This is a genomic window from Deinococcus taeanensis, assembly GCF_020229735.1.
GTDB lineage: Bacteria > Deinococcota > Deinococci > Deinococcales > Deinococcaceae > Deinococcus > Deinococcus taeanensis.
Genome location: NZ_CP083456.1, coordinates 188,390 through 207,256, shown reverse-complemented (window position 1 = coordinate 207,256; position 18,867 = coordinate 188,390). Strand labels below are relative to the sequence as shown.

Sequence of the window (18,867 nt, the reverse complement as noted above, 5' to 3'; positions counted from 1 at the left end):
GACCCGTAGCCGCTGGGCGCCCCGCTTCATGCCCTGGCCCTCCGGCCTTCCCGGACACCACAGCAGGGCCGGGCGCGCCCAGAAAATTGGTCGCCGGGGGACCAGCCTGGTACCCCCACGCCCCTGCTCGCAACGAAACGGCCCGGCCGGGTCCTCAGGCGGCGTCCGCCTGCTCACCTCCCCCCATCGCCGCCATCGCCGGCCTGCCCTCCCCGCGCCGGCAGCCGGGCACTTCGTCGGTCCGCTCGCAGTGTCCGCCGGCCCAATGCCGTTGACTGAGGCGTGGCCACGCGCGCGCCCCTCGACATCCGGCAGATCTACGCCGACCCCCGGGCGGCCGCGCTGCCCCGCGGCCAGGCGATCCTGCGCCGCTTTCCGCAGGCGCAGGTCACTGAAGTCGCGTCGCACTGGAATATTCCCGGACTGCACGGCAACGCCGGCCTCGTCCGGGACTGGCTGCGCATCAAACGTCAGGTGCTGGTGCTCGGCGTGCGCACAACCCTGACCATGCGGCCCAACGGCCGCAGCGCGGACTTCATCGCCCCTGGCCTCGCCAACGGCTGCGCGCTCGCCTGCGCGTACTGCTACGTGCCGCGCCACAAGGGCTACGCCAACCCCATCACCACCTTCGCCAACATCGACGACGTCCTCGCGGCCCTGCGCCGGCACAGTCAGGCCCTGGGTCCCAAGGGCAGGGCAAACACCGTCGACCCGCACGCGTGGGTCTACGACCTCGGGGAGAACAGCGACCTCAGCGTGGACGCCCTGCTCTCCGACAACGTCCGCGACCTCGTCACCCTCTTCCGGACCCTGCCGCACGCCAAAGCGTCGTTCGCCACCAAGTACGTCAATCCGGACCTGCTCACCTACGACCCGCAGGGCCGCACCCGCGTGCGCTTCTCCCTGATGCCCGCGGCTGTCGCGCGGGTCGTCGACGTCGGCACGTCCAGCGTGCCTGAGCGCCTCGCGGCCATCAACGATTTCGTGGCGGCCGGGTACGAGGTGCACCTCAACTTCTCCCCGGTGATCATTTTCGAAGGGTGGACCGCCGCGTACACCGAACTGTTCCGGCAGGTGGACGCCGCCCTGTCTCCGGAAGCAAAGCGGCAACTCGCGGCCGAGGTGATCTTCCTGACGCACCACGCCGGGCTGCACGAAGTGAACCTCGGCTGGCACCCGACAGCGGAGCGGCTGCTGTGGACCCCGCAGTGGCAGGAGACCAAACAGTCCGAGTCCGGCGGGGTGAACCTGCGCTACCGCCGGGGCCTCAAAGGCAAGGCCGTGGACCGCTTCACCGCGCTGCTCCGGAAGGAACTGCCGTACTGCGCCGTCCGCTACGCCTTCTGATCCGCGCCCTCCCCGGGCGGAACGAGCGGCAGGGACAGCACCACGCTCTGGGTGGGCAGCACCGCGCGCCACGCCTGAATCAGCGCCCTGTACGCTTCACCCACCGGGCGGACCGTGCGGTTGAGGTCGCACAGCCCCAGCGCACCAACCCGCCCGTTGTTCTCACGCAGCGCCGTGTCCCAGTCCACCTGATCGGTCAGGGAGTACCAGGTGAAGCCCACCACCGGCAGGCCGTCATTGCGCACCTGCAGCACGTTCGCCCACGCCTTGCGCAGCCAGCGGACCGCTTCGTCCCCGGCCGGCCCCTGGCACAGGTTCGTTTCGGTGTGCATGACCGGCAGGCGGTAGCGGGCGTAGTACTGCCTGGTGATCACCGCGTACCCGAAGATCTCCCCGCTCGCCTCCGTCTGGCCGTTCGGGTGCACGAGGTGCTCGTTCGTGACGTAGTAGTCGTTGCCCATCACGCAGTGGTGGCGCAGGTGCCCGTGCAGGAAAAAGTGGTACTCGTCGCGCGTCATGCCGTTGTCGAGCAGGTACTCGTACATGTCTGAACTCACCCGGTGGCCGTAATTCAGGTCGAGTGACAGAAACCGCACGGCGTTCAGGACCTCGGCCGGGCCGATCGCCTGTGGACTCGCCGCGTGATAGTACTCGCTTGACTCGCTCTGGATAAAAATCGCGTCGGGCCGCACCTGCAAGGTGGCGTGCATGGCCAGCACGTTCGCCCGGACGATGTGCTTCAGGGCCGTCACGAAGGTCCGGTCGGTGGTGAGCTGCTCGTTCCACCAGCCGTACTTCGCGCTGAACAGCGCGCAGATGAACATCTCGTTCACCGGGGTGTACAGCTGTACCCACGGGTAGCGCTGCGCGAACGCGCGGGCGTACCGCGCGAACTGCGCCGGAAAGTCGGGGTTCTGGAAGGTCCCGATCCAGTCCGGCACACCGAAATGGCACAGGTCCGTGATGGGCGTGATGTTCCGCCGCCGCAGTTCCCCGAACGTCAGGTCCGCGAACGTCCAGTCGTACCGGTCCGGGCCGGTCCAGGTGGTGTGAATCGGCGGCCCGTAGCGCAGGTAACGCAGGCCCAGATCGCGCACCAGACTGAAATCCTCCTGCCAGCGGGCGTAATGCCCGCATTTGTCCATCTCGTCCACGCGGACCCGGCCGCCCTGAACGGTGGGGTACGAATTCTCGATGCCCGTCGCGAACATGAAGTACGTCACGCTTCACCTCCAGTCCGGGCGTCCCCGCGGGGCGTTACTGCAGCTTCCCGAGACTGAACGCCGCGAGAAACCCCAGCGCGGTAAGCAGGCCCACGGCGGCGCCGCCTTCAGCGTACGCCTCGGGCATCATGGTGCTCGCCAGCATGGACAGCACCGCGCCGGCCGCGAACGCCTGAATGCCCGCCACGATGTTCGGATCGGCGCCGGCCAGCAGCAGCGCGCCCAGCGCCGCGGCCACGCCTGAGGCGACCATCACGCTCAGCCACAACCCCAGGATGTACTTCGCGCTGCGCCCCGACGCTTTCATGCCGGCCGCGCCGGACAGGCCTTCAGGCAGGTTGCTGAGAAACACGGCGATCACGAACACCCAGCTCACGCTGCCCCCGGCCAGCAGACTCGCGCCGATCGCCACCGATTCGGGAATCCCGTCGAGCAGCGAGCCCAGAAAGATGGCGAGCCCGGCCTGCGCGCCGCTGCTCTGCTGCGTGCCGGAGCGTTTGCGGTGCTGCGCGCCCTGGCGGGACACCAGCAGGTCCGCGGCGAAGTACACCGTGGCGCCCGCCACCAGGCCGATGGACGCCGCGTCGATCCCGCCCCGCTCGAAGGCCTCATCCATCAGGTCGAACGCCAGCGCGGACACCAGCACGCCCGCACCCACCGCCATGACCGAGGCAATCCAGCGTCTGGACAGCGTGCCGTACAGGCCGATCAGGGCGCCGAGCACCAGCGCGCCGCCGGCCAGCAGACCCCAGGCGCCCGCCTGCAGCGCGAGCGGCACGTCAGGCCCGCCCGGCAGGCGGACGGCGCGTTTGAACGGCGGCGGGGGCGTGGGTCATTGGGCATCCTCCTGAAGCGGACGAGGGCGGGGGCCGGGGGGCGGCGGGTGCTGCCGCGAGTGTCGCCCCGCGCGGCAGCCCGCACGTGAGATTCACGTTCATCACCACCCGGCCTTCGCTTGCGGCGCCCTCCATGCGCCAAAGCGGGCCGGCGCGTGCCTCGCAGGACCAGGCCCGGCGGCCCTGGGGTCAAGCCCGGCGCCCCAGTGCGCTCAAGGCGCACGTTCACCTGGCCCCCGGACCGGCCGGCCCATCAGGACCTGCCCGGCGTCCCGGGCCGGCAGGGGCCGCCCGAGCGCGTACCCCTGCACGCTGTGGCAGCCCAGGTCCCGCAGCGCGAGAACCGTGGCCTGATCCTCGGCGCCCTCGGCGAGCACGGCCGTACCCATGATCCGCCCCAGCGCGGTCAGGCCCCTCACGATGCGCCGGTCGGCGTCACTCGTCAGCAGATGCCGGATAAACGAGCGGTCGATTTTCAGCGTGGACACCTGAAAATCCTTGAGGTGCCGGATGCTGGAGTACCCCGTCCCGAAATCATCAAGGGCCAGCCCGACCCCCCCGGCCTGCACCTGCGCCAGAATCTCCGCCGCGGCGGCCGGATCAAGCAGCAGGCTGCTTTCGGTCAGTTCGAGTTCCAGCTGCGATCCCACGAGCCCGTGCGCGTCGAGCGCGCCGGTCACGTCGGCGAGCAGCGTGCCGGCGTGCAGGTAACCGGGGGCGATGTTCACCGCCATGCGCAGCGTCTCCTGCCCGGGCCACCGGGTCCAGAGCCGCAGCTGCCGGCAGGCTTCCTGCAGGACCCAGGTGCTGATCGGGACGATCAGGCCGGTGCGTTCCGCCACCGGCAGAAACGCCGCCGGGGCCACCAGGCCCCGCTCGGGGTGGTTCCAGCGGATCAGGGCTTCAAAGGACGTGACCTGCAGGGTCCGCAGGTCAACCTGCGGCTGGTAGTAGAGCTCGAGCTCGCCGGGGCGCCGCAGGGCGCGCTGCAGGTCATGCTCGTACTGCAGCGCCGTGTACTGCGGCGAGGGGGACAGCGAGGGAACAAGCACGTCCTGGCCGGTCCGCCGCGCGTTTTCCAGGGCGTCTTCGGCCTGCTGCAGCAGCACGCCGGTGGGAACGTCCGACGCGGCGAACACCGCGCCCGTCCGGAAGGCGACCGTCAATTCCCGGCCGCCCACCTGCATGGGCGCGCGCAGCGCGGCCGCCACGACCCCGGGATCGGGCCGGTCCTGCGGGCAGGCCAGGGCGAAGGTCCCGCCGCTCAGGCGTGCCGCGGCGGCGCCGGGGGGCAGCGCCTGGGTGAGCCGGCGGCTGAAGGCCCGGACGTAGTGGTCGCCGAGGGCGTGCCCAAGCGTGTCGTTGACCCACTTCAGGCGGCTGATGTCCAGCACCATGACGAGCAGCCCCCCGCCGGGCGCGGGCGCCTGGGCCGCCCCGGGCCGCAGCTGCTGCAGCGCCGCCATGAACGCGTGGCGGTTGGGCAGGCCGGTCAGCACGTCGGTGAGGGCCAGGTGCGCGAGCCGGTCCCGGTCGCGGCGCCGTTCAGACGCGCCCGCGCCGACCAGCAGTGCCGTCAGGGACAGGGTCGCCATCAGCAGCTGCCCTTCGAGCCGCTCAGGTGCCGGCGCGGCCGACCAGGTCAGCGCCGTCACGCCGGCGTTCATGACCAGGGCGCCCCACGCGGCGGCCGGGAGTCCCGCCCGGATGGCGATCCACAGCACCGGAACGAAACACAGGAATTCCAGGTGCACGTTCAGCTGCCGCGCCGCGCCCAGCGCCAGCAGCGCGGTCAGTGGAATCAGCGCGAACGCGGCGCCCACGGCGGGGTGCGCCCGGAGCGCGGGGCGGCGGCGCAGCAGCAGCAGCGGGGGGGTCAGGGCCATGACGCCCACGGCGTCCCCCACCCACCAGTGAAACGCCACCGGCAGCCACGCGGCGCCGGTCAGGGTGCCGCTCCAGTGCAGGTACAGCACCGTGCCGACCGCCGCGCCGGCCGGCGCGAGCAGGGCGGCCAGGGCAAGCCCGGCAGCGTCCCGCACGGTAGGTGTGCCGGTTTCCCACCGCGCAGCGCGCCGCAGCAGCAGCGCGCCGAGGGCGTAGGCGAGCGTGCCGATCACCGCCGCGGCGTGATTGACGGGCATCGGGCTCTGCACGGCGCCGGCCAGCGCGGTCGCGGCGTACACCCACGGGGCGTTGCGCGCGCCGAACCGGGTCAGAAACGCCAGGGTCAGGCCCGCCGGCAGGTACCACAGGGACACGCCGGCCGCGCCGCTCCACACGAGCGACAGCCGCTGCAGGGCGAGGAACAGGGCCATGAACGCCACGCCGCGCGCGGCGGCGCTCAGCTGACGCCGCAGCCGCTCACGGCGGCGGGTCACCGGTCCGCCTGCCTGGCCACCGGCCGGCCGGCCGCGGTCTTCAGGTCAGTTTTCCTGGCGCTGGCGTGGTCCCGGGCGCCGCGCCGGCGCCTCTGCGGGCGCGCAGGAACGACCAGGACGGCGGCGCAGACCACCGTGCCCAGGAGACCGGCGAGGCTGCTGAGCCGCTCGGCGTGGCTCGCGAGCGTCTGCAGGTGCCCCGCGTGGTACAGGAGGTGAGGCACGGCGGCCACCAGGGTGACCCACCCGACCACCGGCGCCGGCACCTGTTCCGGCCGGCGCCACGCCCAGCAGGTCAGCGCCGCCAGACTAAGATTGAGGCCGCCGACGTCCCGCACCAGATGCTCGTTGAACGGGCCGTCGCCGGCCACCCAGGCCCCGATCCCCGGAAACCGGTCGTAAAACCCGCGGGGCCAGCCGAGCGCCCAGACGCCGACCAGCAGGGCGGTGAAGCCCAGCTCCCCCAGCGCCAGACCGGTCAGCGGTGAACGGCGGGGCGTCACGACCCCGCCGGACGAACGGCCGGTGCGGCGCTGCCCAGCCACGCGCCCCAGGATTCGCCGGTGGTCTGCGCGTGGGCGCTGACGGCGCCGCCGCCCCGCCACGCCCGGAACAGCGGCACCGGCAGCGGCAGTGACAGCGTGACCGTCCGGTGACCCCGCGCCGCCTGCCACTGCCGGGCGAGGGTCTCGAGCGCCAGGGGTTCGGGGCCGGCGAGGTCCTGGACCCGCCCTGCGGGCCCGGCGAGGGTCAGCGCCGCGAGGCGCCCGGCCACCGCCTGCGCCGCGACCGGCTGAAGTGTGACGCCGCTGGGCACGACGGTCAGTGGGCCGAGCGTCAGGCGCTCAAGCAACTGGGCCACGAACTCGTGAAACTGCGTGGCGCGCTGCACGGTGAACGGCACGCCGCTCGTCTCGAAGAGCCGCTCGGCGGCCAGCTTCTCCTGGTAGTAGGGCAGGCCCTGCATGCCCTCGAGACCGGTGATGCTCATGTACACGGCGTGCCGGACTTCACTGGCCGTCAGGGCCTGCGTCAGCGTCTGGGCCGCCGTCAGGTCGGCGGTGGCCTGCAGCGGCTGGGTGGCGAGGTGCAGCAGGGTGTCGGCGCCGGTCAGGGCGCGCCGCGTATCGCCCGGGTGGCGCAGGTCCCCCTGAATCCAGGTCAGACCCGGCGCGCCGGCGCCCGGCTGTCGGCTGAGCGCGCGGACCGCGGCGCCCCGGGCGAGCAGGTGCGGAATGACGTGGCGGCCGAGCTGGCCGGTGGCGCCGGTGATGAGGACGGTGGTCATGGGGGGCCTCCTGAAGGTGAAGGGCGTGGGGAGGGCGGTGTGCCGGGCGCCGCTCAGGGCAGCAGGGCGCTCAGAAGCCGGTGCAGGTGCGCGCGCCGCTCGGCCATGAAGTCCGGGTGATCCGGGTCGAGGCCCAGCGGGTGGCCGAAGGTGCGGCCGTACGACAGGTGGGCGTAGCAGGCCCCCAGCAGGGTCAGGGTCAGGTGGCGGGCTTCCTGCGCCGGCAGGTCGGGTTCCAGCTGCCGGAGCAGGGTCAGGGCGCTTTGCACGGCCGCGGCGTGGGCGGGCCGCTGCGGCAGCAGGTCGCCCCCCTGCAGTTCCGCCCAGTGAATCAGCCGCAGCGCCTCGGGGTGGGTGTGGTGAAACGCGAGCAGGCCGTCTACCAGGGCGGCTTTGAGTGTGTCGCGGGTGGGGTCCGGTCCGGTGCGGGCGAGCACGCCGGGCACGATGGCCGCCACCCGCGCGCCCTGACGTTCGAGCGTGGCCTGCCAGAGCTGCGCTTTGGAGCCGAAGAAATAGCTGGGGGTCGCCCGGGCGACCCCGGCGAGCGTGGCGATGTCCTGCATGCCGGCGGCGGCGTAGCCGCGTTCGGCGAACACCTGCGTCGCGGCGGCGAGGATGGCTTCACGGGTGGCGGCCGCGTCGCGGGGCCTGGGGTCTGACGGGGACATGGTGACTCCTCCTGACGGGTGGGGGAGGGCCTGGGCGGCGGTGCCGGCCGCCCCCCGGTGTGATCGCGGGGGTGAGGCCCAGCCCCGGCAGGCAAGCGCACCCAGCTGAACGTTCGTTCAGCACAGTGATGGTACCCGAACGGCGCGGCCGGGACACGGGACACGCGCCCCGGCGCGCCGCGCTTCCCCGGCCCACTTCGGCCTTTTCCGGCCGCTCCAGCGGAGCGCGCAAGCGTCGCGTCTGCCTCGTTCCGGCCGCTTCCCCGAAGCCCGGCGCCACGCCGCGGTGCTCTCCGGCTGTGGCCTCATGAACTGGCCCCAGCGAGGCGCGACGCCAGTTCTTCCGAGGGGCCGTCATGCACGTGCAGGGAGCGGGCAAGCAGGTTGCCCTGCGCGGAGCCGTCCGTCACGCGGGCGCCGCCGGCATCGGTCCAGCGGCAGGTCGGGTGGGTCGGGGCGTGGGCGAGCACGCTGTGATGAAAGTCATGGCCGCGAAGAACGGTGCCGGCCGGCGCCAGTGGGGACGCCGTGAGCAGCCCCAGGGCCGCGCGGGCAAACAGCGTCCGCAGGCGCTCCGGGGTCAGCAGGAACGACTCGAGGGTGCGGGCCGGCCGCCCCGGAAAGGTGGGTCGGGTCCAGATAGTCGGGTCCCCGCTTCAACGGGGGCACGCTCAGCCCCCTGTGCCGCAGGGCGAGAAGGCGACCGTGGTGTTCGCGCTGCCGGCGTGAGGCGCGGCCAGAACAAGTCGCCTCACGCGGGGCTCAGTGGTCGCCATTCGGGAGGAGGCCATCATCTGGCCGTCAGTCCCGCCATTCCAGCGCGACGGGCCGGGCGCGCGCCCAGCCCACGGTCTGAAGCAGCGGCTCTGTCAGCGTCAGGGCCGGGTGGCCCAGGCACAGGTACGCGAGGGGGCGGACCGCCGCAGGAAGCTGCAGGGCGTCACGCATCTCCTCAGGCTCCACCAGACTGACCCAGCCCATGCCCAGCCCTTCGGCGGTGGCCGCCAGCCACGCGAGCGTGATGGCGCTGACCACGCTGTACTCCAGCGCGGCGGGCAGGCTGGTCGTGCCCAGGGTGGCGCCGGTGGGCGGCACGAAACTGACCAGCAGCCCGACCGGGGCTTCCCGGATGCCTTCGAGTTTCAGGGTGTCGTACAGCGCCCGGCGCTCCCCGGCAAAGCGGTCCTGTTCGCGGGTCCGGACCCCGGCGAAACTCCGGTGCACCGCCTCGCGCGCCGCGCACCACCGTCAGGTGCCAGGGTTGACTCAGGCCGACGCTCGGGGCAACGCGGAAGGCGTCCAGGACCCGTTCCAGCGCTTCGTGTGAGATGGGGTCAGGCTGGAAGTGCCGGTGGTCACGCCGGGCTTCCAGCACCCGCCACAGGGCCTCGCGGTCACCGGGCTGCATCGGGGGCCTCCCGGCGGGCCCAGTACTGCGCGCCGACGAAGAGGGCCGCGGCCAGCCCTGTCAGGCCAAAGCCCACAGGGAAAAGGTCGACGTGCCGCAGGGCAGGCAGCGCGGCCGCGGGGAAATGGTCACCCGCCCACTGGGCCAGGGTGACGGCGCCGATCACGAGAGCCACTCCACCTGACCGGCCGGTGATCAGCAGGGTCGTCCGCCTGGCGGCGGGGTTGTCAAACGCCCAGGCGGAGGCGTGGGTCATGAGCGCGCCGTTGAGGGTGTCGAACAGCGTCATGCCTGCCCTGAACAGCAGCGCCAGGATGGCCGCCCAGCCCGGGGCGCCCAGCTCGGGCCGTGCTGCCCCGCCTGACCCGTCAGGGCCAGCAGGGCGATCTCACTGGCCGTGTCAAATCCCAGTCCCATGACGAACCCCAGGGGCAGGCCCTGCCACGGCCGGTTGACGAGCCGCGTCAGGGGCGCCATCCACCGGGCGGCGAGGCCGCCGGGGTGATGCGCGGGCTCGCCCTGCGGCGTCTGCCACACCGCGTGCAGATGGACGCCCGCCACCAGCAGCAGGGACGTGCCCACCAGGAGGGGTCCCACCCAGCGGCCGAACGCACTGATCTCCGCCTGTGCGCCCAGCAGCGTCTCGCCCACAAGTGCGGCCGTGATGGCCATCAGCAGCACCACGCCCGAATGCCCAGGCTGAAGAACAGTCCCACGCCAGGTACGCAGCGGTTCAGCGTGAGGAGCCTGCGGACGGTGTTGTCGATCACGGCAATGTGGGCAGGGTCCCAGGCGTGGCGCACGCCAAACAGGTACGCGCTCAGGCCCAGGCCCCAGACCACGGGGGTGTGCCGCGCGGACGGCATCAGCAGCGTCAGCGCCAGCAGGTGCAGCCCTAGCACGCCCAGCAGGGAGGGCGCGCTGCGCGCCAGGGTCAACCGGGCCGTGACGGGTGCGGGCGCCGGCCCTGCCACGCTACGCCCACCGCTGCGGCAGGGCCCGTTGAAGCGCCTCGATGACTTTCTTGCGGCTGACGTGGTAACCAATAAAAATCAGTTCATTGGGGGCGTCCGCCCTGGCGGGCGCCGGGTGAAGCTCCACCCGGGAGCGGACCGCCTGCACGGCGTGCCGCGCGCCGTCGTCGCCCTGCACGAAGCCCTTGACGCGCAGCACCGGAAACACCCGGGCGACGTTCTGCACGGTCCGCACCAGCTGCGCCATGTTCTGCGCCTCGTCGCTCGTCAGGCGAAAGGACTGCCAGCCCGGGTCATGCTCGTGAAAGTGCTGGTGGGTGCTCAGGCTGTGCACGTGGGCGTCCAGGTCCCCGTGCGCGTGTCCGTCCAGGGTGGTGTGGTCGTGCAGCGGCTGGGTCAGCTCGCCGGGCGTGCCGCTGACCGGCGCCTGGTGGGCCGCGCTCCGGCGGGAGCCGTGCAGGTTCAGTCCCAGGGTGAGCTGCGTGTCCAGCCGCGCGTGGTACGCCAGCTCCAGAAACCGCACCCGGGGCGCGCGGTGGCGCACGTCGGCCTCCGCCTGAAGCAGGTCGGCGTCCGTGAGGTGGTCGATCTTGTTCAGCACCGCCACGTCCCCGTATTCCAGCTGGGCGTCGAACACGCGGGCGGCGCTCCGGGCCGCGTCGCCGCTGGCCTCCGGGCTGAAGGCGCCGGCCAGGAGCAGCGGCGTATCCACGACCACCAGCGTGGCGTCCAGCGTGAAGTCAGCGCTGAACTCGGGGTCCTCCAACGTGACCATCACGGCGGTCGGGACGGCCAGACCGCTCGTTTCGATCAGCACGTGATCGAAAGTATGCCGCCGCGCCCGCAAGGCGCGCAGCGTCCGGCGGAAGGCGTCGCCCTCCCCCCCGTAGGCCAGCAGGCCGCCGTGAACGTCGTGCAGTTCGACGCCGTCCTCCCGCGTTTCGAGCAGCGGCCCATCAATGCTCACCTCCCCGAACTCGTTGACGATCAGGGCCAGCGTGCGGTCGTGGGTCTGGTTCAGCAGGTTGCCCAGCAGGGTGGTCTTGCCGCTGCCCAGAAACCCACTGACGATGGTGACGGGCGTTTTAAAGCTTGAACCGGTCATGCATGCTCCTTCAGGGGGCCGCGCAGGGCCCTGAGGACCGCGGCGCTGGTGTGAAAGGCGCCGGGAACGGCCGGTGGGCGGCGCACCACGATCAGGGGAATCCCCAGTTCGCGGGCGGCGGCCACCTTCGCGGGAAAGCCGCCCTCGGTCCCGCTTTCCTTGGTGACCACCGCGCCGATCTGCCAGGCGGCCCACTGCGCCACGTTGAATTCACGGCTGAACGGACCAATCATCGCGCAGATGCGCTGTGCGGGCACACCGAGTTCCTGGGCGCGGCGCAGCACGTCCGGCTGGGGTGTTAGCCGCACGTAGCATTCGGCTTCCGGCGCAGCGTGAAGGAACCCTTCGAGGTCCTTGCTGCCTGTTGCCAGGAAGACCCGGCCGTAGGCGGCGGCCGCCTGCGCGGCCTGCGCGAAGGTGTCCACCAGAATCATGCCGTGCGTCTCGGCGGGAAGACTGCTGGGCCGCTCGTAGCGGAAGTAAGGCAGGCCCAGTTCGGCGCTCAGGTCCTGAAGTTGTCTGGTGATCGCCTGCGCGTACGGGTGGGTGGCGTCCACGACCGCGCGCGCGCCGCGCAGGGCGCGGCGGCGGGCCTCCACGCCACTCGGGCCGCTGTAGAGGTGCAGCCCGGGATGCTGCGGCGCCACCTGCGCGCCCAGGTCGGACGCCACGCTCAGGGTGACGGACTCGCCCGATTCCGCCAGTTGCAGGGCCAGGGCGTTGCCGTCACGGGTTCCGCTGAACACCCAGATTGTTCCGTCCGGTGTGGAGGTGACGGCCGGCTCGCCCCGGCCCGGCTGCCAGTCGTTGTAACCGCGGGGCGTGTACATCCACTCTTTTCCGGGCCGCCGGCCTGTGCGGGTCGTGAAGCGGTTGCCGATCACGATGGTGGTCAGCATGTCGAATTCGTCATGCAACAGGGCTTCCAGGGTGGTCACGCGCACGTCCTGGTCCTCGCGGTAGGCGTTACGCACCACGCCGCAGACCGTGTCGGGGCGCTTATGTTCGAGCATCAGGCGCACCACGCGGTAAACCCCGTCCCGGCGGGATTTGCTCTGCACGTTGTACAGCACGCAGGCAAGGTCAGCCTGCGCGATATGGCTCGCCCGGTTCGCGATCCACTCCCACGGGCACAGGAGGTCAGACAGGCTCAGCGTGGCGAAGTCATGCGTGAGCGGCGAGCCCAGGAGACTGGCGCAGGCGGTGGCGCTGGTGATGCCGGGAATGACCTCCACCCCGAACGAGGGGTCATCCGGCAGATCCTCGAACACCAGACCGGCCATCGCGTACACGCCAATGTCACCGCTGCTGACCAGCGCCACCCGCTTGCCCTCGGCCGCCTTCCGGATGGCGAGTTCCGCGCGGTACTTCTCCTGCGTCAGGGGCGGCGTGAGCACCTCCTGCGTGGTGATCAGCGGCTGCACCCAGCGCAGGTACAGGTCGTAGGCGACAATCACGTCCGCCTCCCGCAGGGCCTGCCGGGCACGTTCAGGCACCAGGGCAAAATCCCCCGGACCGACCGACACCAGACTCAGGTGACCGGTCATCGCTGCGCCTCCCCGACGTGCGGGCCGCGGTCTTCCACCACAGCCACCGTCACGCCGTTCAGGGCGCTTTTGGGCACAATCAACTGCCCCCGCGGGCTGGCGCTCAGCGCACAGGGCTCACAGACCCCGCTCAGGCCCACGCTGCGCTGAACCCAGGCGCTGGGGTGCGTCACAAAAGGCCGGGCGGCGAGGTCGGCGGCCGCCAGCACCCGCAGGGGAAGGTCATGGCGGGCGCAGAACGCGAGCAGGCCCGGCTCGTTCGCCTTGAGGTCCACCGTCGCGACCTCACGCACCTCGGTCAGCGGGCGGCTGCCCAGCGCGTGACGCACAGCGGCCTCAATCTGGGCCTCGCTCACGTTGCGGCGGCACCCGACGCCCAGGGTCAGGGGCTTCACGGCCTCCGTGGCGGTGGTCACCACAGGCACCGCGCCCGTGAGGCGCGCCACCTCGTACGCCAGCCGGTTGCCTCCTCCTTCATGCCCGCCCAGCAGGGCGACCGCGAAGCGGGCCGCGTCGTCCAGCACGACGACGGCCGGGTCGCTGAGTTTGCTGCGCGTCAGGCCGTCCAGAAAGCGCACCGCAATGCCGGCGGCACCGATGAACACCCACGCGCGCGCCTCCCTGAACGCCGCCTGAAAGTGAGCGGCCTGCCGCCCGGCCCGCATCCAGGGCCGGTGCAGAACAGCGTCCAGGGCTTCGGCGAGGCGCAGCGCCAGGCCTTCAGACTCCCGGCGGACCGGCCACACCGCCACCGTCACGACTCGTCTCCGGCAGGCTGCGCCCGGCGGAACCGGTGGGCGTACGCCGGATCGTACAGGCGGCTGGCGTCCTCCAGGTCCTCCACCCGGCCCAGAGCCGGGCTGACAATCAGCATGGTGGTCAGGGCCCACTCGCTCACCCGGATTTCGGACAGCAGGCGCTCAAGCGTACTGACATGCTGACGCTCGTCGGGTTGAGTGGCCCGCTGCACCAGCGCCACGGGCGTTTCCGGCGGGTAGGCGCTGAGCAGATCAGCCACGATCCCGGGCAACTGGTTTCCTCCCAGAAACAGACAGAGACTCGCGCCGTGCGCGGCGAGGCCAGGCAGCTGTTCCCGCTCCGGAACGGCGCTGGCCCGGCCGGAGACGCGGGTCAGAATGATGGTCTGGGTCACGCCAGGGCGAGTGAGCTCTGTGCCGAGCACGGCCGCGCTCGCCGTGAAGCTGCTCACGCCGGGCACCACCTCGTACCCGATGCCCAGGTCCCGCAGCGCCCGCATCTGCTCGGCGGTCGCGCCGTAGATCGCGGGATCGCCACTGTGAACGCGGGCCACGTTCAGCTGCTCCCGCTGCGCCCGCCGGTACAGGTCCACCTGCTCCTGCAGGTGCATCCCGGCCGTATTGAAGCGCTCAGCGTCAGGATGGGCGTGCTCCAGCACGGCTTCCGGAACCAGAGAACCGGCGTACAGAATCAAGCGGCATTCGCTCAGGACGCGCGCGCCGCGCAGCGTGATCAGATCGGGCGCGCCCGGTCCAGCACCGATGAAATACACCTTCAAGAAAACCTCCGAGGCGGAGCCTTACGAATGAGGAGCACGCTGAGATACCCCAGGCGCCCCGGGTCCGGCGCGGGGTCCAGGCCGGCCCGCACCACTTCGCCGTCCAGGCCCAGGCGGTGGGCCAGGGCGCAGTGCGGCAGGATCTCCAGTTCAGTGAGCAGCTGAAGGACCGCGCCCAGGCGGCGGCCCACCTTCATCAGCACCACCACGTCGTTGCGCTGAATGTCAGCACGAAGTTCGTCCATCTCCTCCGGGCAGGGCACGATCAACACCCGCTCCTTTCCTTCACCCAGACTGAAGCCCGTCAGGGCGGCGGCGGCGGCGTAACTGGTCACGCCGGGCAGCACGCGGCGCGGAAGACCGGGCGCTTCCCGGGCCAGGGCGGCCACGAGATACCCCAGCGTGCTGTAGGTCATCGCGTCCCCGATCGTCAGGTAGGCGACGTTCCGCCCGGCCCGCTGGTGGGCCGCCACCTCCCGGGCCAGGGCGGCGTAATGCGCGCCGATGCGGTCGTCGTCCCCGTCCATCAGGAACTCCACCTCCCGCACCCGGTCGCGGGGGAAATCCAGGCCCGCCAGCGCCGCGAGGGCCACGGAGCCGTCCGACACCCGCGACCGGGGTGCGTAGATCAGGTCGGCATGCTGAAGTACTTCCAGCGCGGCCACCGGCAGCAGCCCGTACGGCCCCGGACCGACGCCCAGACCCGTGAAGACGCCGGGGCCACTCACGCTTCGGCCTCCCCCAGCCCGCCGCCGTCCAGGGCAAAGAGAGCGACCCGCACGCGGCCAACCCCCGGCGCGCGGCCGTGCAGCGCCGCGGCCACCTGCCGCGCCACGCCCTGCCAGACCGCCGCGCCCAGGGCGTGGCCGGCCAGGAGGGCCACGCAGGCGTCGACCGTGTTGGCCTGGGCGAGGGCCTGCACGGTGGCGTCCTCCAGCCTGAGCGCCGCCGCCACGCGGGCCACCGCGTTCATGGCCATGCCACTGTGGGCGCTGTGGGTGTTCCAGTCGCCGTTGAGCACCTTGGCGAGCTTGCCGGGATGCCCCGCGACAAGCAGCAGGGGCAGCGGGTGGCCGGTGTCCTCCACCGCCGACTGAAGGGCGTCCAGCGCGGCCCCCACGAAGTTGCTCATCTGCACGATCGCCTGGGGAGGCACCTGAAGGGTCTCGCGGGCGTAATCACGGCCCAGCTTGCCCGGCGTGAACACCACCGCGTCCGGCCGGGCGTGCACCGCCACCCGGACGTACACCTCCACGGACGCCATGTACGCCTCCAGGCTCATGGGTTCCACGACGCCGGTGGTGCCCAGGATGCTGATGCCCCCCAGGATGCCCAGGCGGGGATTGAAAGTCTTCCGGGCGATGGCCTCGCCGTTCAGGCACCCGACCGTCACCGCGAAGCCTTCATGCCCGGCGACCTCCCGCGCGGCCCGGCGCATCATCGCGCGCGGAACGGGGTTGATGGCCGGCTCGCCCACAGGAACGCGAATCCCGGGCGCCGTGACCGTGCCGACCCCTTCACCCGCGTGAAACGTCATGGGACACAGGGCGTCCGGCAGAGGCGTGACCCGGACCCACAGGGTGGCCCCGTGCGTGGCGTCCGGGTCGTCACCGCCGTCCTTGACGACATCGGCCGCGGCCCCCACGTCCGTGAGGCGGACATTCTGCACCGGCACGCGCAGGCTCAGGTGGCCGTCCGGCAGGGTGACGTCAACCTCACGGCGGAGGTCGCCGCGCAGCAGCAGCAACAGGGCCGCTTTCAGGGCCGCTGTCGCCGCGCTGCCGGTCGTGAACCCCCGCCGCAGGCCATTGGGGGCAGGTTGGGTGAGGTCCAGGCGGGTGGGCGGCGTCATGATCAGAGTCACGCGCCGGGCCCGGGCTGGGGACGTTCCCCCTGAGCGGCGCTGGCCGCGAGGCGGTTTTGCGCCTCGATCATCAGCGCGTTGACCACGCTGCTGGCCCACGGGCTGCCTCCCCGCGTGCCCACATTGGTGATGCGCGGCACACTGAGGCACTGGCGCAGGGCCGCCTTGCTTTCACGGGTCCCCACGAACCCGACGGGCAGCCCAATGACGAGGCCCGGACGCCAGTGCCGCTCCCGGATCAGGCGCACCGCTTCAAAAATCGCGGTGGGGGCGTCCCCGATGGCCACGACGCAGTCATTGCCGAATTTCTCAAACGCCCGCCGGATCCCGGCAGCTGAGCGCGTGATGCCCGCCTCGCGGCTCAACAGGTGCGTTTCCGGATCGTGGACGCCGCACCACACCGGCACGTTCAGTTCCGCCAGCACCTGCCGTTTCAGTCCGCTCTGCACCATGGTCACGTCCGTCACCACGGTCAGGCCGCGCAGAATCGCCATGACGCCCGCTTCGGTCGCGCCTGGCGAGAAATACAGGTCCTCCACGATATCCGCTGTGCCCGCCGTGTGCACGAGGCGCTGCGTGGCGTAGCGGTCCGCGGGATTCACCGTGGACCAGTCGCGCAGGCCCGCAATGATCTCAAAGGACTCCCGCTCGATCGGATGGGGTTCATAAGGCGCGATCACCGGCCTGCCCGGCGCCTGAGCCGCGGCGCCCAGCAGGCCGCGGACCGCGCCGTGGTGCCCCACCTGCCGGGCACCCACCTGGGCTTCGTACCCCACCACGCCCACCCGGTATTTGCACAGCGAGCAGTTCATGTGCCCCTGACCCCGCACGCCCTCGTGCGCCCGTTCCAGAAACACCTGGGCGACTTTCGGGTGGGGGCCGAGGTGCCCCGCCACCACGAAGGCCGTCTCCGGCCAGCGCTGGGCGGCGGCGGCCACGCCCTCGCGCACGCGGCGGGCCAGGACACCGTCGAACAGCAGGTAGGGCAGCACCACCACCCGCGCGAAGCCCAGCCGGGCGGCGCGGGCAAGTCCGGTGGGCAGGTCCGGTTTCGCCGTGCCGCTGTAGCACACCAGGCTCGCGCCGTACCCGAGGCCTTCTTCCAGAAAGCGGGCGAGTTTGTGCACGTCGCCGTTCGCGTCAGGATCGGTGGTGCCGCGCCCGACAATCAGCAGCAGCGTCTCGTCCCGGCGCACCTCGCCGCGGGCGTCCGTTTCGGCCTCCACCAGCCGCTCCCGGCAGACCTCCAACAGGGCGGGGTGCAGGTCCATGGCCGCGCCGTAGTGAAAGGTGACCTGGGGAAATTCCCGCCTCAGCGCCTGCAGCTCGCTGGGCAGGTCATTTTTCGCGTGACTGGCGGCCAGCAGCACGCCCGGCACGAGCACGATCTCCTGGGCGCCCGCCAGGACCGCTTCCCGCGCCGCCTCGTCGATGGTGGGCGTGTTGAACTCCAGGAAGCCGTGCGTGATCATCCGGTCGGGCTCCAGGGCCTTGACCTCGGCGACCAACGCCTCAAACTGCGCCCGGCTCGCGGGGTCGCGACTGCCGTGGGCAGCCAGCACGACCGCGTACGCTCCAGCAGGCCCGGCGGCACGTGGCCCGGCGCCTGTCACGGCTCTCCCTCCAGCCCGGTGGGCATGGGTGTCAGGGCGCGGATCAGCAGGATGCTCATGTCCGAGAACTCACGCCCCTCGAGTTCGGCCAGCGTGCCGCTCCACTCGGCCTCGGCGCGCGACAGGTTCTCCCAGACCTCGACCCGGTGCGCGCCGCTGGCGCCCCCGGCAAGCACATACGCCGCCACGTCTCTGGGCATGAAATCCCAGGGGCGGGGAATGACGATGGCGTTGCGGCCCCCACGCAGCACCTCAAGCAGATGCGTTTTGAACGGGGTCAGGTCCCCCCGGCGGTGAAAGGTCAGAAAGGTCGTTTCGTCGAAGCACACGCGGCCCCGGCTGGCCAGCATCTGCGCGCTGGAAATGCCGGGCACCGTCTCCACCCGGTGGCCACAGGCCGTTTCCACCCGTTCCAGAAACTGAAAGCCGCTGAAGTGAATGTCACCCATAAACACCACCACACAATGTTTTCCGGCGTGGTGAAGTGCGGCGACCTCCGCGAGCCTGGCCACCTGGTCGCGGTACCCCATGGTGACGACCTGCTGCTCCGGGCGCAGCAGGGGCCGCACCACGTCCACCACCGCGTCGAATCCTGCAACGACGTCGGCGGTGGAGACGAGTTCTGCGCCGCGGCGGGTCAGGTAGTCAAGGTGGCCCGGACCGGCGCCGATGCACACCAGCATCAGGGCTGGCCCTCAGGCCGCGTGCCCCCGGGGACGGCGGCGGCGCGTGCGCGGCGCACGGTCACGGGAAAAACGGGAAACAGGCGCATAACTCAGCTCCAGCGTGCAGGCAGGCGGCAGCTGAAGGGACGCACGAAGAGTCCCCTCCAGCCGGGGCCGGAGCGGGACAAGACAGCAGGAACGCAGGCAGGTCGGCTCGTGTGGTGGCCCTCTAACGGCGAGAGGTTCCTGTGCCGTGAAAGCGACAGGAAGTCCCTGAGGGGCATTCGGGCTCGCAGCGTTCAAGGCTGCATACCGCTGCGCGTCAGCGCCGGATTCTCACCGGACTTCCCCACTCCCAGGTGCGGGCAGGATAGCAGAGTCGCCTTCCAACCGGAGGACACGCAGATG

Annotated in this window: 18 protein-coding genes, 2 pseudogenes and 1 riboswitch; of the genes and pseudogenes, 1 reads left to right on the top strand and 19 read right to left on the bottom strand. The window is 71.4% G+C overall.

Annotated features, from left to right (window positions below; all coding sequences use genetic code 11):
* Positions 1–282 precede the first annotated feature (282 nt).
* Positions 283–1,347 carry a spore photoproduct lyase family protein gene (locus LAJ19_RS14680; protein WP_225523611.1) on the top strand — a complete coding sequence of 355 codons (1,065 nt, stop codon included), beginning with the start codon at positions 283–285 and terminating at the stop codon, positions 1,345–1,347.
* On the opposite strand, the gene LAJ19_RS14675 is transcribed toward LAJ19_RS14680, so the two are convergent.
* The 19 genes and pseudogenes from LAJ19_RS14675 to LAJ19_RS14595 form a co-directional block, all read right to left on the bottom strand.
* Entirely contained in the window at positions 1,335–2,570 is a 1,236-nt protein-coding gene (locus tag LAJ19_RS14675; RefSeq protein WP_225523610.1) for a family 1 glycosylhydrolase, read from the bottom strand. The two genes, LAJ19_RS14680 and LAJ19_RS14675, sit on opposite strands and share 13 nt — an antisense overlap.
* Positions 2,571–2,604: 34 nt before the next feature.
* Positions 2,605–3,348: a ZIP family metal transporter gene (locus LAJ19_RS14670; RefSeq protein ID WP_225523609.1), complete on the bottom strand. Its 744-nt coding sequence runs from the start codon at positions 3,346–3,348 to the stop codon at positions 2,605–2,607.
* A 270-nt stretch (positions 3,349–3,618) separates the two neighbouring features.
* Positions 3,619–5,787, bottom strand: coding sequence for a putative bifunctional diguanylate cyclase/phosphodiesterase (locus LAJ19_RS14665; RefSeq protein WP_225523608.1), 2,169 nt, complete (start codon positions 5,785–5,787; stop codon positions 3,619–3,621).
* Positions 5,784–6,290: a hypothetical protein gene (locus LAJ19_RS14660; protein WP_225523607.1), complete on the bottom strand. Its 507-nt coding sequence runs from the start codon at positions 6,288–6,290 to the stop codon at positions 5,784–5,786. Before LAJ19_RS14660 ends, LAJ19_RS14665 begins: the two co-directional genes overlap by 4 nt.
* The gene (locus tag LAJ19_RS14655; protein WP_225523606.1) at positions 6,287–7,075 is read right to left on the bottom strand and encodes an SDR family oxidoreductase; all 789 of its coding nucleotides are present in this window, start codon (positions 7,073–7,075) and stop codon (positions 6,287–6,289) included. The genes LAJ19_RS14660 and LAJ19_RS14655 overlap by 4 nt, the downstream gene beginning before the upstream one ends.
* A gap of 53 nt (positions 7,076–7,128) precedes the next feature.
* The gene (locus tag LAJ19_RS14650) at positions 7,129–7,746 is read right to left on the bottom strand and encodes a TetR/AcrR family transcriptional regulator (protein ID WP_225523605.1); all 618 of its coding nucleotides are present in this window, start codon (positions 7,744–7,746) and stop codon (positions 7,129–7,131) included.
* Positions 7,747–8,051: 305 nt separating this feature from the next.
* The gene (locus tag LAJ19_RS14645; protein WP_225523604.1) at positions 8,052–8,216 is read right to left on the bottom strand and encodes a hypothetical protein; all 165 of its coding nucleotides are present in this window, start codon (positions 8,214–8,216) and stop codon (positions 8,052–8,054) included.
* Positions 8,217–8,547: 331 nt separating this feature from the next.
* A complete protein-coding gene (locus LAJ19_RS14640; protein WP_255639865.1) occupies positions 8,548–8,970 on the bottom strand; it encodes a nitroreductase family protein in 423 nt (140 codons plus the stop codon).
* Positions 8,971–9,043: 73 nt separating this feature from the next.
* Positions 9,044–9,154, bottom strand: a pseudogene (locus tag LAJ19_RS21705) (hypothetical protein); the annotation flags it as partial.
* Positions 9,141–9,443, bottom strand: coding sequence for a hypothetical protein (locus LAJ19_RS21700; protein WP_255639864.1), 303 nt, complete (start codon positions 9,441–9,443; stop codon positions 9,141–9,143). The pseudogene LAJ19_RS21705 and the gene LAJ19_RS21700, both read right to left, overlap by 14 nt.
* Positions 9,440–10,020, bottom strand: a pseudogene (locus LAJ19_RS14635) (HoxN/HupN/NixA family nickel/cobalt transporter). The gene LAJ19_RS21700 and the pseudogene LAJ19_RS14635 overlap by 4 nt, the downstream one beginning before the upstream one ends.
* Positions 10,021–10,129: 109 nt before the next feature.
* Positions 10,130–11,233: a CobW family GTP-binding protein gene (locus tag LAJ19_RS14630; protein ID WP_225523603.1), complete on the bottom strand. Its 1,104-nt coding sequence runs from the start codon at positions 11,231–11,233 to the stop codon at positions 10,130–10,132.
* A complete protein-coding gene (gene cobJ, locus LAJ19_RS14625; protein ID WP_225523602.1) occupies positions 11,230–12,780 on the bottom strand; it encodes a precorrin-3B C(17)-methyltransferase in 1,551 nt (516 codons plus the stop codon). Before cobJ ends, LAJ19_RS14630 begins: the two co-directional genes overlap by 4 nt.
* Entirely contained in the window at positions 12,777–13,538 is a 762-nt protein-coding gene (locus tag LAJ19_RS14620; RefSeq protein ID WP_225523601.1) for a cobalamin biosynthesis protein, read from the bottom strand. Before LAJ19_RS14620 ends, cobJ begins: the two co-directional genes overlap by 4 nt.
* Positions 13,535–14,317, bottom strand: coding sequence for a precorrin-4 C(11)-methyltransferase (cobM, locus tag LAJ19_RS14615; RefSeq protein WP_225523600.1), 783 nt, complete (start codon positions 14,315–14,317; stop codon positions 13,535–13,537). Before cobM ends, LAJ19_RS14620 begins: the two co-directional genes overlap by 4 nt.
* The gene (cobI, locus tag LAJ19_RS14610; protein ID WP_225523599.1) at positions 14,314–15,045 is read right to left on the bottom strand and encodes a precorrin-2 C(20)-methyltransferase; all 732 of its coding nucleotides are present in this window, start codon (positions 15,043–15,045) and stop codon (positions 14,314–14,316) included. The genes cobM and cobI overlap by 4 nt, the downstream gene beginning before the upstream one ends.
* Positions 15,042–16,169 (bottom strand): cobalt-precorrin-5B (C(1))-methyltransferase CbiD, encoded by a 1,128-nt coding sequence (gene cbiD, locus LAJ19_RS14605; protein WP_225523598.1) that lies wholly within the window; start codon positions 16,167–16,169, stop codon positions 15,042–15,044. Before cbiD ends, cobI begins: the two co-directional genes overlap by 4 nt.
* 8 nt (positions 16,170–16,177) lie before the next feature.
* Complete coding sequence (locus tag LAJ19_RS14600) at positions 16,178–17,794, bottom strand: precorrin-8X methylmutase (RefSeq protein ID WP_225523597.1); 1,617 nt, start codon at positions 17,792–17,794, stop codon at positions 16,178–16,180.
* On the bottom strand, positions 17,791–18,477 hold the full coding sequence (locus tag LAJ19_RS14595) for a cobalt-precorrin-7 (C(5))-methyltransferase (protein WP_225523596.1): 687 nt from the start codon (positions 18,475–18,477) through the stop codon (positions 17,791–17,793). Before LAJ19_RS14595 ends, LAJ19_RS14600 begins: the two co-directional genes overlap by 4 nt.
* Positions 18,478–18,716: 239 nt before the next feature.
* A riboswitch (cobalamin riboswitch) is annotated at positions 18,717–18,853 on the bottom strand.
* Positions 18,854–18,867 lie beyond the last annotated feature (14 nt).

Coding starts and splice junctions, on each gene's coding strand:
- LAJ19_RS14650 (WP_225523605.1), bottom strand. CDS start 7,746: ATGTCCCCGTCAGACCCCAGGCCCCGCGACGCGGCCGCCACCCGTGAA.
- cobJ (WP_225523602.1), bottom strand. CDS start 12,780: ATGACCGGTCACCTGAGTCTGGTGTCGGTCGGTCCGGGGGATTTTGCC.
- LAJ19_RS21700 (WP_255639864.1), bottom strand. CDS start 9,443: ATGACGCTGTTCGACACCCTCAACGGCGCGCTCATGACCCACGCCTCC.
- LAJ19_RS14630 (WP_225523603.1), bottom strand. CDS start 11,233: ATGACCGGTTCAAGCTTTAAAACGCCCGTCACCATCGTCAGTGGGTTT.
- cbiD (WP_225523598.1), bottom strand. CDS start 16,169: ATGACGCCGCCCACCCGCCTGGACCTCACCCAACCTGCCCCCAATGGC.
- LAJ19_RS14655 (WP_225523606.1), bottom strand. CDS start 7,075: ATGACCACCGTCCTCATCACCGGCGCCACCGGCCAGCTCGGCCGCCAC.
- LAJ19_RS14595 (WP_225523596.1), bottom strand. CDS start 18,477: ATGCTGGTGTGCATCGGCGCCGGTCCGGGCCACCTTGACTACCTGACC.